The organism is Vreelandella aquamarina, from assembly GCF_020075495.1.
Taxonomy (GTDB): domain Bacteria; phylum Pseudomonadota; class Gammaproteobacteria; order Pseudomonadales; family Halomonadaceae; genus Vreelandella; species Vreelandella aquamarina_A.
The window spans coordinates 249,381-263,714 of the sequence record NZ_JABYQT010000002.1 but is presented as its reverse complement, the minus strand read 5'-3'; the positions used below and the strand labels follow the sequence as shown (position 1 = coordinate 263,714).

Annotated in this window: 20 protein-coding genes; 12 read left to right on the top strand and 8 right to left on the bottom strand. The window is 59.9% G+C overall.

Annotated features, from left to right (window positions below; translation table 11 throughout):
- Positions 1–28 precede the first annotated feature (28 nt).
- The 7 genes from murA to HW452_RS03845 form a co-directional block, all read right to left on the bottom strand.
- Positions 29–1,291, bottom strand: coding sequence for a UDP-N-acetylglucosamine 1-carboxyvinyltransferase (murA, locus tag HW452_RS03875; protein WP_224104787.1), 1,263 nt, complete (start codon positions 1,289–1,291; stop codon positions 29–31).
- 10 nt (positions 1,292–1,301) lie between these two features.
- A complete protein-coding gene (locus HW452_RS03870; protein WP_224104786.1) occupies positions 1,302–1,550 on the bottom strand; it encodes a BolA family protein in 249 nt (82 codons plus the stop codon).
- Between the two features lie 96 nt (positions 1,551–1,646).
- A complete protein-coding gene (locus HW452_RS03865; protein ID WP_224104785.1) occupies positions 1,647–1,979 on the bottom strand; it encodes an STAS domain-containing protein in 333 nt (110 codons plus the stop codon).
- The gene (locus HW452_RS03860) at positions 1,976–2,590 is read right to left on the bottom strand and encodes an MlaC/ttg2D family ABC transporter substrate-binding protein (RefSeq protein ID WP_425348083.1); all 615 of its coding nucleotides are present in this window, start codon (positions 2,588–2,590) and stop codon (positions 1,976–1,978) included. Before HW452_RS03860 ends, HW452_RS03865 begins: the two co-directional genes overlap by 4 nt.
- 66 nt (positions 2,591–2,656) lie before the next feature.
- Complete coding sequence (mlaD, locus tag HW452_RS03855) at positions 2,657–3,121, bottom strand: outer membrane lipid asymmetry maintenance protein MlaD (protein WP_224104783.1); 465 nt, start codon at positions 3,119–3,121, stop codon at positions 2,657–2,659.
- Positions 3,122–3,136: 15 nt separating this feature from the next.
- The gene (gene mlaE, locus HW452_RS03850) at positions 3,137–3,940 is read right to left on the bottom strand and encodes a lipid asymmetry maintenance ABC transporter permease subunit MlaE (RefSeq protein ID WP_224104782.1); all 804 of its coding nucleotides are present in this window, start codon (positions 3,938–3,940) and stop codon (positions 3,137–3,139) included.
- Entirely contained in the window at positions 3,940–4,758 is an 819-nt protein-coding gene (locus HW452_RS03845) for an ABC transporter ATP-binding protein (protein WP_224104781.1), read from the bottom strand. The genes mlaE and HW452_RS03845 overlap by 1 nt, the downstream gene beginning before the upstream one ends.
- A 246-nt stretch (positions 4,759–5,004) precedes the next feature.
- On the opposite strand from HW452_RS03845, the gene HW452_RS03840 reads away from it, so the two are divergent.
- The 11 genes from HW452_RS03840 to HW452_RS17540 all read left to right on the top strand — a co-directional run bounded on the left by HW452_RS03840 (position 5,005) and on the right by HW452_RS17540 (position 12,262).
- Entirely contained in the window at positions 5,005–5,991 is a 987-nt protein-coding gene (locus HW452_RS03840) for a KpsF/GutQ family sugar-phosphate isomerase (RefSeq protein ID WP_224104780.1), read from the top strand.
- Between the two features lie 48 nt (positions 5,992–6,039).
- Positions 6,040–6,582 (top strand): KdsC family phosphatase, encoded by a 543-nt coding sequence (locus HW452_RS03835; protein ID WP_224104779.1) that lies wholly within the window; start codon positions 6,040–6,042, stop codon positions 6,580–6,582.
- Entirely contained in the window at positions 6,582–7,166 is a 585-nt protein-coding gene (gene lptC / locus HW452_RS03830) for an LPS export ABC transporter periplasmic protein LptC (RefSeq protein WP_224104778.1), read from the top strand. Before HW452_RS03835 ends, lptC begins: the two co-directional genes overlap by 1 nt.
- Complete coding sequence (gene lptA / locus HW452_RS03825) at positions 7,163–7,654, top strand: lipopolysaccharide transport periplasmic protein LptA (RefSeq protein WP_224104777.1); 492 nt, start codon at positions 7,163–7,165, stop codon at positions 7,652–7,654. Before lptC ends, lptA begins: the two co-directional genes overlap by 4 nt.
- A gap of 9 nt (positions 7,655–7,663) precedes the next feature.
- Complete coding sequence (lptB, locus tag HW452_RS03820) at positions 7,664–8,413, top strand: LPS export ABC transporter ATP-binding protein (RefSeq protein ID WP_224104776.1); 750 nt, start codon at positions 7,664–7,666, stop codon at positions 8,411–8,413.
- 105 nt (positions 8,414–8,518) lie between these two features.
- Positions 8,519–9,937 (top strand): RNA polymerase factor sigma-54, encoded by a 1,419-nt coding sequence (locus tag HW452_RS03815; RefSeq protein WP_224104775.1) that lies wholly within the window; start codon positions 8,519–8,521, stop codon positions 9,935–9,937.
- A gap of 112 nt (positions 9,938–10,049) precedes the next feature.
- Entirely contained in the window at positions 10,050–10,358 is a 309-nt protein-coding gene (gene hpf, locus HW452_RS03810; RefSeq protein ID WP_018915735.1) for a ribosome hibernation-promoting factor, HPF/YfiA family, read from the top strand.
- A 4-nt stretch (positions 10,359–10,362) separates the two neighbouring features.
- A complete protein-coding gene (locus HW452_RS03805; RefSeq protein WP_224104774.1) occupies positions 10,363–10,833 on the top strand; it encodes a PTS sugar transporter subunit IIA in 471 nt (156 codons plus the stop codon).
- A 64-nt stretch (positions 10,834–10,897) separates the two neighbouring features.
- On the top strand, positions 10,898–11,830 hold the full coding sequence (gene rapZ, locus HW452_RS03800) for an RNase adapter RapZ (protein WP_224104773.1): 933 nt from the start codon (positions 10,898–10,900) through the stop codon (positions 11,828–11,830).
- A gap of 41 nt (positions 11,831–11,871) precedes the next feature.
- Entirely contained in the window at positions 11,872–12,141 is a 270-nt protein-coding gene (locus HW452_RS03795) for an HPr family phosphocarrier protein (protein ID WP_224104772.1), read from the top strand.
- Positions 12,128–12,262 (top strand): hypothetical protein, encoded by a 135-nt coding sequence (locus HW452_RS17540; protein WP_263433542.1) that lies wholly within the window; start codon positions 12,128–12,130, stop codon positions 12,260–12,262. The genes HW452_RS03795 and HW452_RS17540 overlap by 14 nt, the downstream gene beginning before the upstream one ends.
- A 60-nt stretch (positions 12,263–12,322) precedes the next feature.
- On the opposite strand, the gene pmbA is transcribed toward HW452_RS17540, so the two are convergent.
- Positions 12,323–13,663 (bottom strand): metalloprotease PmbA, encoded by a 1,341-nt coding sequence (gene pmbA / locus HW452_RS03790; protein ID WP_224104771.1) that lies wholly within the window; start codon positions 13,661–13,663, stop codon positions 12,323–12,325.
- A gap of 146 nt (positions 13,664–13,809) precedes the next feature.
- On the opposite strand from pmbA, the gene yjgA reads away from it, so the two are divergent.
- Positions 13,810–14,334 carry a ribosome biogenesis factor YjgA gene (yjgA, locus tag HW452_RS03785; RefSeq protein ID WP_224104770.1) on the top strand — a complete coding sequence of 175 codons (525 nt, stop codon included), beginning with the start codon at positions 13,810–13,812 and terminating at the stop codon, positions 14,332–14,334.

Here is a 14,334-nt window from a genome sequence, read left to right as displayed (position 1 = left end):
TGTATTGGCCAACGGTTGATAGCATGGCTTAGCCGGGAATACGGCGAATGCGTGCGCCCAGCAACTGCAATTTCTCTTCGATACACTCATAGCCACGGTCGATATGGTAGATACGATCGACCAGGGTTTCGCCCTCCGCCATCATGGCGGCAATCACCAGCGAGGCAGACGCGCGCAGGTCAGTCGCCATCACCGGGGCACCGGAAAGCTTCTCCACGCCCTTGATCAGCGCAGTATTGCCTTCAAGAGCGATATTGGCTCCCATGCGGTTGAGTTCCTGCACATGCATGAAACGATTCTCGAAGATGGTCTCCACCACCCGTGAATGGCCTTCGGCCACTGCGTTCATGGCCACGAACTGGGCCTGCATGTCAGTCGGAAACGCCGGGTAAGGCGCGGTACGAATGTTGACCGCCCGGGGCCGTTTGCCGTGCATGTCCAGCGCAATCCAGTCGTCACCGCTGGTGATCTCGGCCCCCGCCTCTTCCAGTTTGGCAAGTACGGCTTCGAGTATGTCGGCCCGGGTGCGCTTGACCTTGACCCGACCACCGGTCATCGCCGCTGCCACCAGGAAGGTGCCGGTCTCGATACGGTCCGGCATGACATCGTGATGGCAGCCATGCAGCGTCTCCACACCCTCGATGACGATGGTGTCGGTACCGTGCCCACGAATATTGGCGCCCATCTTGATCAGACACTCGGCCAGATCGACGATCTCGGGCTCACGCGCGGCATTTTCAAGAATCGTCTTGCCGTCGGCCAGCGTGGCGGCCATCAGCAGGTTCTCGGTGCCGGTAACGGTGACTGTATCAAAGAAGATCGTGGCGCCTTTCAGGCGGCCGTCCACGCGGGCGCGGATGTAGCCACCTTCGACCCGGATGTCTGCCCCCATGGCTTCCAGACCACGAATGTGCAGATCCACCGGCCGCGAGCCGATGGCACAGCCGCCGGGCAGCGAGACATCCGCCTCGCCAAAGTGGGCAAGCAGCGGGCCAAGCACCAGGATGGAGGCGCGCATCTTCTTGACCAGCTCGTAAGGTGCATGACAGCGGGTAACCTGAGAGCCATCCAGCTGAATGCTGAGCTTCTCACCCATCACTGGCTCGACGCCCATACGCCCAAGCAGTTCCAGCGTGGTGGTAATGTCCTGAAGATGCGGAAGGTTGCCGATGACGACCGGGCCGTCGGCCAGCAGCGTGGCGCACAGGATGGGCAGGGCCGCATTCTTGGCGCCACTCACCCACACTTCGCCGTCTACCGACCCATTGCCGGTAATGATTAACTTGTCCATAGAGCCGCCGTTACTGGGCGTTTTCCGACGCAGACCACTGCGCCGGGGTAAAGGTTTTGATGCTGATGGCGTGTAGCGCACCGGTGGCAATCTCGTCGCTCAGTGCCGCATAAACGAGCTGCTGGCGCTTGACAGCAGAGAGACCTTCAAAGGCTTCACCGACGGCAATCACCTGGAAGTTGCAGCCTTCGCCCTGTATATGAAATTCACACCCATCGATACGGGATTCAAGCAGGGCTTTTACCTCATTGGGTTGCATGAGACAGGAAACTCCTTCGACGTCGTGGTAGATGATGACAATGAGGCAACATGATAAAGAAAAGCGGCACGCTTGGCGATGCCAAGGGCGCCAACCCTACTCGGCGAGGGCTGGCGAATGGATCAGGGCGTCCAGCTCCGAGAGAGAAGCCAGCCGCTCGAGAGGAGCAGAAAGAGTAATCGCGCTCACCGCGATGTGATGACGCTTGCAGCTACGAAGCCATTCGAAAAGCACGCTCATGACGGCGCTACTGGCCTTCTCAACGCCGCTGAAGTCGAATCCGACCGCCGTGAAGCCGCCGGTTTCAAGCCACTTCGCCCCTGCGGCGACCAATTCGGCCGCCGCGTTCATTCCCACATCGCCAGTCACATACAGCGTGCTCTGCTCGACGTCGAGAGTGGCGAGAGGCTGTGACAGTAAACGTGTCACGCATCGCCCCCCTGCTCCAGCTCTTCGACACCAATTTCCGGCGCCCAGCCGCGAATGACGGCATCGTAATCGCGATTGTTCTGGCGCATGGCCTGGTCAAACTGGTTGCGGAAGGTAAGGCCCAGGTTGATGCCGTTGACGATCACGTTGACCACTCGCCACTGATTATCGGCAAGGCGCAGGCTGTAGCTTACCGGGTAGACCTGACCATTACTGGCCACCACTTCCATGTCCACGCTCGCCTGGTCGTCATAGCGCTGGCTGCGCTGGTTGTCCAGCACGCGCAGATCCTGGTAGTCGAACGTTACCAAGCCCCGCGTATAGGTATCGATCAGGGTCTGGCGGAAGACATTGGCAAAGCGACTGCGCTGCTCTGGCGTTGCATTGCGGAAATAGCTTCCCATGACGCTCGCGCCGATGTAGCGAAAGTCTGCCACGTCATCCAGGCTGTCGTTGACCAGCGCTTCAAGCTCATCGATGTTACTGGCGTAATAGTCGCGCTTGCCTTCGATTTCGCCCATGAGAGAGTTGACGTTTTCACGAATCATCGCCTCGGGGCTCTGGGATTGGGCCTGGGCTTGAAAAGGGAGTGCAAGTACCAGCGCCAGCATGGCTGCCAGCCAGGGGAGTGTTGCAACGTTTATTTTACGCATCGTGTTCACCTCGAGAAAAAACGATTAGTTGGTTGCCATGTTGGACACAAATTGCTGGATAAGTTCTTCCAGCACCAGCGCCGACTGCGTATCACGAAGAGTATCGCCATCCTCGAGCACCTCGGGGTCACCACCGATACTCAGGCCGATGTACTGCTCGCCGAGCAGTCCAGCGGTCAGGATGGCCGCAGTAGTATCGCGTGACAGCTGGCCCTCCAGGTCATTGTCCAAGCGTAGCGTGACCTTGGCGTCATACCACTCGGTATCCAGGTCGATGGACTCCACTCGCCCGACCGTCACGCCAGCCATGGTGACGCGAGCACGAGGCCTCAAGCCGCCGATATTGGAGAAATTCGCCTCGAGGCGGAAGGTTTCAGAAGGAGCGGCCAGACTCATGCCGCTCACACGAAGCCCTAGAAACACAAGGCCAATGATACCCGCCAGCATGAACAGGCCCACGCCAAATTCCACGGTTTTACTGCGCTTCATGAAATCACTCCACCCTTAAAGTCCACCGAACATCACGGCGGTTAGTACAAAATCAAGCCCCAGTACCGCAAGCGACGAATACACGACCGTGCGCGTGGTAGCGCGCGAAATACCTTCCGAAGTGGGCACCAGATCATAGCCCTGGAAAACCGCAATCCAGGTCACGACGATGGCAAAGACCAGACTCTTGATCATGCCGTTGCCCACATCGTTCATGAAGGAAACGCTGGCCTGCATGTTGCTCCAGTAGGAGCCTTCAAAGACGCCCAGCCACTGAACCCCGACCAGATACCCGCCCCAGATACCTACCACGCTAAAGCCCACGGTCAGTATCGGCAGCGCGATAAAACCGGCCCACAGCCGGGGAGCGATCACACGGCGCAGCGGGTCCACGCCGATCATTTCCATGCTGGTCAGTTGCTCGGTGGCCTTCATCAAGCCAATTTCTGCGGTCAGTGCAGAGCCTGCGCGACCAGCGAACAGCAAGGCCGCCACTACCGGTGCCAGCTCACGTAAAAGCGACAGTGCCACCATCTGCCCGAGCGCCTGCTCGGCGCCAAAGTCGACCAGGATGGTGTACCCCTGCAGCGCCAGCACCATGCCGATGAAAAGCCCGGACACGATCACGATGGCAAGCGACAGAACGCCGACAAAATGCATCTGGCGAAGCCACAGGTACCACCCTTCACGCGAAGGCACGCCTATGGCGGACTGACCCAGAAATAATCCGGCCCGACCCAGGGCTTCCATGACGTCGCACCCCTTGCGTCCGAGACGGACGATACGGCCGACAGCGCCTTGATCAAATCTCGACTGCATTACCTCGCCCTTGTTGTGGTAGCGCCAAGAATATCGCTGTAGAGCGTCTCGGCGGGATAGTGAAACGGCACAGGCCCGTCGGGCTCACCGTGTACAAACTGGCTTACTCGCGGGTCCTGATTGGCATTCAGCGTCTCCGGCGTTCCCTTTGCCACCACTTGGCCATCGGCCAGTAGATAAAGATAGTCGGCAATGCTCAATGTCTCTTTGATATCGTGAGACACCACTACCGAGGTCAGCTTCAGCGCTTCGTTGAGCCGCTTGATCAACTGCACCAGTACACCCATGGAAATCGGGTCCTGGCCGACAAATGGCTCATCGTAGAGAATCAGTTCCGGGTCCAGCGCGATGGCCCGGGCCAAGGCTACCCGCCTTGCCATGCCGCCGGAAAGCTCGGCAGGGTTCAAGTGGCGCGCACCACGAAGCCCCACAGCCTGAAGCTTCAAAAGCACCAGATCGCGGATCATGGCATCGGGGAGGTCGGTATGAACCCGCAGCGGAAATGCCACGTTTTCAAATACGTCCAGATCCGAAAACAGCGCGCCGCTCTGAAACAGCATGCCCATGCGCTTGCGCAGGGCGAACAGCGCCTTGCGTGATAGCCGATGCACGTCCTGCCCATCCACCAGAATACGCCCTCGGTCAGGCGTCAGCTGGCCGCCAATCAGCTTAAGCAGCGTTGTCTTGCCGGTGCCGCTTGGGCCCATGATCGCGGTAACCTTGCCCTGCGGGATAAGCATGTCGATGCCGCGAAAGATCTCATGGCTTCCGCGCGAGAAATGCACATCTTGTATCTCAATAAAGGGAACATCTGTCATGGGTGGTTCGACTCCCCTTGTCGATTGTGTCGAGCGAGCCGATGAGGCTGTCGGTCTATTCTACCGTTTAAAAACAGTGTTTTCGAATAATTATCGAACATCGTATCGTAACCCGACTGGCACCAACAGACGAGCGCACGTTCCAATACCATCGTAAAACCCTTTAAAGCGCTATGCTTACAGACGCGTACGAAATGGTATTCTTGTAGGTTCGACGCTTCATGTTTCCATCAAGACGAGATGTTCATGCACCAGCCCTCTTCCACTCATAGTCTCCTGCGTGAAAGCGCTCTACGCACGCTGCAAATCGAACAGGCGGCCATTGGCGGCCTGCAAGGCAAGCTCGATGCAAGCTTTGACCGCGCCTGCGAGTTGATGCTGGCCTGCAAGGGCCGCGTAGTGGTGACCGGCATGGGCAAGTCAGGGCATATCGCAGGCAAGCTGGCGGCCACGCTTGCCAGCACCGGCACCCCGGCCTTTTTTGTTCACCCAGGGGAGGCAAGTCACGGCGACCTTGGCATGATTACCCGCACCGACGTGGTGCTGGCACTCTCCAATTCCGGCGAAACCGCCGAAGTAACGGCCTTGCTTCCGCTTCTGAAACGCCTGGGAACGCCGCTTATCAGCATGACCGGCAAGCCTTTCTCGACGCTTGCCAGGCATGCCGATGCGCACCTGGACAGCGGTGTCGAGCGTGAGGCCTGCCCGCTTGACCTGGCCCCGACCAGCTCAACGACCGCAGCGCTTGCCTTAGGAGACGCGCTGGCCGTTGCCCTGCTCGAAGCGCGAGGATTTACCGCCGATGACTTTGCTCTTTCACACCCGGGCGGCAGCCTGGGCAAGCGGCTTCTGCTGCGCGTACGCGATCTGATGCACGACGGTTCGCGCCTGCCTCAGGTAGCACTGGGCAGCCCGCTGCGCGATGCGCTGCTGGAAATCACCCGCCAGGGGCTTGGGTTCACCTGCGTGGTGGATAGCGAAGGCCGGCTCGCCGGGGTTTACACCGATGGCGACCTGCGCCGTACCCTGGATCAGTTCCACGACCTGCGCGAAGTGGCCGTGGATGACGTCATGACCCGGCCTGGCAAGCGCATCGGTCCTGACATACTGGCGGCCGAAGCGGTACGCATCATGGAAGACAGCCGAATTACCGCCCTGGCAGTCGTGGATGATGACCAGCGGCCGATTGGCGCACTGCACATGCACGACCTGCTCGCCAGCGGCGTCATCTAGCCGGCTTGGCCCTATATTCACTGATACGTTAACTGACAAGGAGTCTTTATGGCCCTCCCCACCGCCTTGCTCGACCGGATTCGCCACGTACGCCTGCTGGCGCTTGATGTGGATGGTGTACTCACCGATGGGCGGCTCTACTTCCAGGCCGACGGCATCGAAATCAAGGCATTTCACACTCAGGACGGGCACGGCTTGAAGCTGCTCAAGCGAGTCGGCATTCATGTGGCGCTGATTACCGGACGTGATTCTCCGATGGTGCTTCAGCGCGCCAAATCGCTGGGCATTGCCCATGTCCACCAGGGTTGTGAGGATAAGCTCACTACGCTCAAAGCGCTTTGCCAGCGCCTGGATCTGGACTTGAGCCAGGTTGCCTACTGTGGCGATGACCTGCCCGATCTGGCACCGATCAAGCGCGCAGGCGTCGGTATCACGGTACCCAATGCCCCGGATTACATGCATGGCCATGCAGACTGGATCACCGATCGCCTGGGCGGGCATGGCGCGGTACGGGAAATCTGCGACACGCTCCTGGAAGCACAGGGCCACTGGGGCTCGGTGCTCGATACTTATCTGCATGGCCGCCCGTGATGATCGGGAGGATCAGAAAACGCGTCTGGCTGGCAGGATTGGTCGCGGCGCTCGGGGTACTGCTCGTCTGGCTCGACCCACGCAGTACCGATGATCGCCCGGTCGATCCAGCGGCTCAGGCCGAGGAGCCCGGTCATGTGCTGGAAAACGCCGAAATGACGCTGTTTGGTGAGTCGGGTCGGATCGAGCAGTCGCTGGCATCGCCACTGCTGGTATACATTCCCCAGCGCGCCACGGCCGAGGCGACCCAGCCCGTAGCCAGTCTTTACGACAGCGAAGATCGCGAGTGGCTCGCCAACGCCAACGAAGGCACGCTGAATACCGATACCCAGGCGCTTACTCTTTCCGGTGATGCAAGGCTTCTTGCCCCAGCCGAGGGCTGGCAGCTGGATACCGACGAACTGCACTATGATGGCCTGGCGCGCCACGCCTGGAGCGAGGCCCCCGCCCTGCTGCAGCAGCCTCCCCAGCAGATGAGCGCCACGCGCATGGATGTCTGGCTGGATACCAGCCAGGTCCGCTTAACCGATAACGTACGCGGCCATCACCCGCCCGCGTCACAGACCCCTCAGGAGTCGCCATGAAAGCCCTATTTCGTACCGCGCTTTTCGCCCTGGCGGTGCCGCTCTCGGCAGTGGCCCAGACCAGCCAGGCCCCGGTTGAAGTGGAAGCCGACCGATTGGACCTCGACCAGCGCGCCGGCACCGCGGTCTATTCCGGCAATGTGGATATTCGCCAGGGCGGCATGCAGCTACGCGGCGAACGCGTCGAGATCCAGCGCAACGAGGCCGGCGAGCTCTCGCTGGCAACGGCCACTGGCGACCGGGCATACCTTCGCAACCAAGCCGAAGGCCAGGACACCCCTATCGAAGGCTGGGGGCGCCGGGTGATCTATCATGTGGCCGAGCGGCGTGTCGAACTGATCGATCAAGCCGAGCTCACCCAGGGGGGCGACCGGTTCAACGGCGGCCGCCTCGAATACTTCATTGATCGCGAAGTGGTACAGGCACGCTCGGACGTCAGCGGCAGCGAGCCGCAGCGTATTCGCATGACACTTCAGCCAGCGCAATAGGAGCGGTCGATGGCTACTGCGGAATCAGCGCCAATCAAAACCCTCTACGCCAGGCATCTGGCCAAGAGCTACAAGCGTCGCCGGGTGGTTCAGGATATCAGCCTGGAGATCGCCCAGGGCAGCGTCGTCGGCCTTCTGGGGCCAAACGGTGCTGGCAAGACCACCTCTTTTTACATGATCGTGGGGCTGGTCAAGTCAGACGCCGGCACGGTCAGCATCGATGATCTGGATCTTACCCGTGCGCCCATGCACGAACGCGCCATGGCCGGTATTGGCTACCTGCCTCAGGAAGCGTCGATCTTTCGCAAGCTTTCGGTGGCAGACAACATCATGGCCATTCTGGAAACACGCAAGGAGCTGGATGGGGCGGGCAGAGAGCAGCGTCTGGAAAGCCTGCTTGAAGATTTTCACATCACTCATATCCGCGACAACCTGGGCATGAGCCTGTCGGGCGGCGAGCGTCGCCGGGTAGAGATCGCCCGGTCGCTGGCCACGGAGCCCGCCTTCATACTGCTCGACGAGCCGTTTGCCGGGGTAGACCCCATTTCTGTCGGTGAGATCAAGAGCATTATCCGGGCGCTTAAAAAACGGCATATCGGGGTCCTCATTACCGATCACAACGTCCGGGAAACGCTGGATATCTGCGACGTTGCCTACATCGTGGGCGATGGCCATATCATTGCCGGCGGCAGCCCCGCCACCATCCTCGATAACCAGAAAGTCAGAGAGGTGTATCTGGGCGCTGATTTTCGCCTTTAAACAGTGACCTGCAGCAAAATTATTGCCAATGGCATACTTATTGCACTTGCACATGGCCATGACTCGCACTAGTGTGAAGCTTTCCGAGTAACGAGTGGTTCTCAGATGGTCATGAAAGCTTCTCTTCAATTGCGTATCGGTACGCAGCTGACCATGACACCCCAGCTGCAGCAGGCCATTGCCCTGCTGCAGCTCTCCACATTGGATCTACGCCAGGAAATACAGCAGGCGCTGGATGCCAATCCGATGCTGGAGCAGGAAGATGAATTCGGCGAGCAGACCGCCGTTGAACCGCAGGAAGCGGAGTGGTCGGATAGTATTCCAAACGAGCTTTCGGTCGATAGTGACTGGTCGGACACCTACCAGGACATGGCAAGCCCCGGGAGCAGCGCCAGCGACGGCCCTGACTTCGAACGCCAGGCGGCTGGCCAGAGCCTGCACGGACATCTGCTCTGGCAACTCGCCATGACCGATTTCAGCGCTCGCGAGCAGCTGGTTGCAGAAAGCCTGATCGACGCGCTCGATGCCAACGGCTACCTGACACAACCACTCAACGACATTCGCGACGGCCTGCGCGCCCAGGGGGTGGATGGCCTCAATCAGCGCGAGATGGAAACCATTCTGCTGCGCCTGCAACAGTTTGAACCTACTGGCGTGTTCGCACGTGACCTGCGCGAGTGCCTGATGCTGCAGCTTGCCACGCTGCCCGACGATACCCCGCTGCTGGTCCCTGCCAAGCGTCTGGTTCGCCAGTTCCTCGAAGCGCTGGGCAAAAGCGACATGCGCCTGCTCAAGCGCCGCCTTGGGCTGGACGACGAGCAGCTTGAGGACGTCATCCAGCTGATTCGCAGCCTGGACCCGCGCCCCGGCATCGCCTATGGCGCCACCGACGACAGCTATATCACGCCAGACCTGGTAGTGCGCCACGATAACGAAGGCTGGCATCTTGAGCTCAACCCTGATGCTCTGCCGCGGCTGCGTATTCAGCCCGATTACGCAAGCCTCATCAAGCGCGCCGACAAGAGCCAGGATAACCAGTTCCTGAAAGAGCACTTGCAGGAAGCGCGCTGGCTGATCAAGAGCCTGTCCAGCCGAAACGACACGCTGCTGCGTGTGGGGCGGGAAATCGTCACCCGCCAGATCGGTTTTCTGGAACAGGGCGAAGAGGCCATGAAGCCGCTGATTCTGGCCGATATCGCCGAAGCCGTCGATATGCACGAATCAACCATCTCGCGCGTCACCACGCAAAAATATATTCATACGCCGCGCGGCGTATTCGAGCTCAAGTATTTCTTCTCCAGCCAGATCAGTGGTCATGACGGCGGCGACAGCCACTCGAGCACCGCCATCCGCGCCCGGCTGAAAAAGCTGATTCAGGACGAGCCACCAGGCAAGCCGCTCTCGGACAGCCGGCTGGTAACACTGCTGGAGGAAGGCGGCATCGCCGTTGCGCGCCGCACCGTGGCCAAATATCGTGAATCGCTGGGCATTCCCTCATCAAGCGAACGCCGTCGCCTGAGATAGCCGTGTTCGGCAGACACTTGAAATAGAAATGCCAAAACTCGCCCCCAGGGCTTTGCAATAGCGCAAAAAGGGTTACAATCGAAATACAGTCCGATGGATAAGGAGCACGTCAATGCAAGTAAACATCACGGGTCATCACGTTGAACTGACTGACGCCTTGCGTGACTATGTTAATGAAAAGCTGGAACGCGTCGAACGTCATTACGACAATATCACAACGGTCCAAGTCACCTTATCCATAGAGAAGGAGCGCCAGCAGGCAGCGTGTACCCTTCATGCAGCAGGCGCCGACCTGCATGCCGACGCAGAAGACGTCGACATGTATGCCGCCATCGACGCCTTGGCTGATAAAATCGATCGTCAACTCGTCAAGCACAAGGAAAAAGCACAAGCCCGCGCCCAAGGCGCTGGCGTGCGTTAATTCAATGACGTTGGAAACCATCCTCCCCCCGGAGCGCGTGCTTTACGACGTGCCCGGGGGCAGCAAAAAACGGGTGCTGGAGTTTTTCAGCACCTTCATCGCACAAAATACGCCCAGTCTGGACAGCCAGGAAGTCTTCAGCCGCTTGATTGGGCGCGAGCGTCTGGGAAGCACGGGAATCGGCAACGGTGTTGCCATCCCCCACGCGCGTAGCCCCCATTGTGCAACGCCCATCGCCGGCTTCTTGAAACTGTCCGAGCCGGTCGATTTCGATGCCATCGATGGCGATCCGGTCGATCTGGTGTTCGTGCTCCTGGTACCGGAGGAGGCAGATGATACGCATCTATCGCTGCTGGGCCAGGTAGCCACCATCATGAACGACGCCCAGACACGCCAGGAGTTGCGAAAAACCGGCAGCCAGCGCGAACTGCTTGACCTGCTTGGCAGCAAGATTCGTGAACAGACAGCACCGTAACCACTAGCCCGGCAGCGTATCTTCTCGCTTTCACCCTTCATGCTTTCATGCAAAGAGAGTCACTATGCAACTGGTGATCATCAGCGGCCGTTCAGGGTCCGGCAAGTCCATTGCCTTGCAGGCGCTTGAAGATATCGGCTACTACGCCATCGACAATCTACCCGCCATGCTGCTGGGCTCGCTGGTCGATGAGCTGTGCGAAGAAGGCGGGCGCACCCACCTGGCGGTAAGTATCGATGCGCGAAACCTCCCGGCAGCGCTCGAGCGATTGCCGGTACTTCTCGATGAACTGCGACAGCGCCCCATCGACTGTCAGGTCATCTATCTGACTACCGATGCGCGCATCTTGCTGGAGCGCTACTCGGCCACGCGGCGTCGCCACCCGCTGACGCGTGGAAGCCACATGACGCTCGAAGAGGCCATTACCAAGGAAGAGGAGACGCTGAACGAAATACGCGACCTTGCCGATCTACTGATCGACACATCGCGGCTTTCGGTTCACGATCTGCGCCGCCGTATAACCGATCAGGTCGCTCATCAGCGCAAGGACCAACTGACGCTGACATTCGAGTCCTTTGGTTACAAGCGCGGCGTCCCCATGGACGCTGACCTGGTATTCGACGTGCGCTGCTTGCCCAACCCCTACTGGGACCCGACGCTGCGGCCGCACACCGGCCGCGATGCTACCATCGTCGCGTTTCTGCGCGGCTACCCGATCGTCGATGATATGACCCGCGATATCCAGACGCTGCTCGAGCGCTGGCTGCCGGCCTATCAAAACAGCCAACGCAGCTACATGACCGTTGCAATCGGCTGTACGGGTGGTCAGCATCGCTCGGTGTACGTGGCCGAGCAGCTGGCCCAGGCACTGGCACCTCAAATAGGCGACGTACAGCTGCGCCACCGTGAACTGGGGCTGCAATACACGCTGGGCGGCTCTCAAGCAGCGCCTCTGGATATCGCGACCATTGCCGAGCAGACGTCCGGCGTCTCCTGATCGCTTACCTTCATGACACCACTCGGATACAAGGAACCAGGGTGCCAGAAAGAACCTTAACCCTTATCAATCAGCGCGGTCTGCATGCCCGCGCCGCGACCAAGCTAGTGACCTGCGCCCAGCAGTTCGAGTCCCGGGTATATGTCTACAAGCAGTCCCAGAAGGCCGATGCCGCCAACATCATGTCACTTCTCATGCTGGCAGCCCCCTGCGGTACGGCTCTGACCGTCGAAGCCGTCGGCGAAGATGCCGAGGCAGCGCTGGATGCAATGGAAGCTCTCATCCAGGCACGCTTCGATGAAGACGCCTGATCATCGACTTTCCGTGGTGCCCTCTCTTCAGCGAGAAAGGCCGCAGGGTAAAGAGTCCTTCCTGCTCACCCGCCTGCTCGAACGGCTGGGGCTGGTCGAAGACTACCGCCCTGCCCACTGAGCCACTAAAAAGCCCGCGACAGGATCGCGGGCTCTTGATCATGAAGCGGTCACGTCACATTCAGCTGCCGGCCACCGTCATCGCATCGATCAGCCAGCTACCTGTATGCACGCTGCCACGTGTATCGGTATCGCTGCCAATGCCCACCAACCCTGAAAACATTCGCTCCAGGTTGCCGGCAATGGTGAATTCCTCTATCGGGTACTGGATTTCGCCGTTCTCCACCCAGAAACCGGCCGCGCCACGCGAGTAGTCCCCGGTGACTCCATTGACGCCCTGGCCCATCAGCTCGGTTACCCAGATGCCCCGCCCCATCTCCTTGAGCAGCGCTTCGCGACTTTTCAACGGCACATCCAGACGCACGTTGCGGGCCCCGCCAGCGTTACCGGTGGTCTGCATGCCCAGGCGCCGGGCACTGTAGGAAGAGAGCATATAACTGGCGATATTGCCCTGCTCGATGAAGCGGTTATTGCGGGTCTGTACTCCCTCGCCGTCAAACGGGGTACTGGCCGTCGCCCCCACTTCCATGGGCCGCTCCTCCAGATTGAACCACTCGGGAAAGAGCGGGGTGCCCAGGCGGTCGCATAGAAAGGATGACTGGCGATACAAGGCGCCCCCGGCCAGTGCGCTCAAGAGATGGCCAATCAGCCCACCGGAGAGCGACGGATCAAACAGTACCGGAAACGTGCCCGTGGGTGGGCGCCTGGCACCCAACCTGCGCAGCGTACGGGCGGCGGCTTCGCGACCGACCTCAGCCGGGGCACGCAGCGCCGCCGGATTGCGCGACGACGTATAGTCGTAGTCACGCTGCATGCCATGCTCGTCCTGGGCAATCAACATGCAGGAGAGCGAGTGACTGCTGCCCTTCTGCGTCCCGAGAAAACCGTGACTGTTGGCATACACCCGCACACCTTCGCCGCTTGACAGCGACGCCCCTTCCGATTGGCTGATGCCTTCAGCATCGCGCCCGGCCTGCTCGCAGGCCAGTGCAAGCTCGATAGCCTGCTCGGTGGTCAACGCCCAAGGGTAGTGAACCTTGAGATCCGGCAACTCGGTTGCCATCTGGTCAGCATCGGCCAGGCCCGCCGCCGGGTCCTCGCCGGTGTAGCGGGCAATCGCCAGGGCTTTTTCGACCGTTGCCTGAATGGAGGCGCTGCTTGCGTCGCTTGAGGACGCGCTGCCCTTGCGCTTACCCACGTAAAGCGTCACTGCAATGCCCTGGTCGCGGGAAAGCTCCACGGTTTCCACTTCGCCCAGACGCACGCTGATGCTCGTGCCCTGATCGACGCTGGCGCCTACTTCTGCGGCATCGGCGCCCAGGCGTCGGGCCAGGGCCAACGCCTCTTCTGCCCGCGTCGTCAATAACGTCTGTTGCGCGGATGCATCAAATGCCTGTGCCATGTGGCCTCCTTTTTCGCCGGAATCTCATTGGCGAATCAATGTTATGGTCGCAGCCTGATATAATGCTGCCAACAACGCTTGTCAGTGAGCCCTGTCTAGCCTGTAAGCCCTAGCCAGTAAGCCCCATTTAGTCAGTGAGCCCCATTATGCCGAAAAAACGTCCCGAGCCCTTTGACACTCAGGAACCCGAGGAAGAGCGGCCAAGTAAATCGCAGCTCAAGCGAGAAATGCATGCGCTTCAGGCGCTTGGCGAAACCCTGATTGCCATGCGCCCTGCTGAACGCGCGCGCTTTCCACTCTCCGACGATATGCTGCGCGCTATCGAGGAAACATCACGCATCCGCTCTCATGAAGGCCGTCGTCGGCATATGCAATATGTCGGCAAGCTGATCCGCAAAGAGGATTTGACTGCCATCCAGGGTGTCTTCGATGCCATCGAGCAGGAAAAAGAGCAGCGCGACCATGCGTTCCATCGCTTGGAAAAATGGCGTGACCGCCTCGTGGAAGAAGGCGACCCTGCCGTCGACCTGTTCATGGCCGAGTATCCCGATGCCGACCGCCAGACGCTGCGACAACTGGTGCGTAATGCTCAGCGTGAGCGTGAACAGGGCAAACCACCTACCAGCTCGCGCAAGCTGTTCAAGCACCTGCGCGAAACGCTGGCTCTTTAA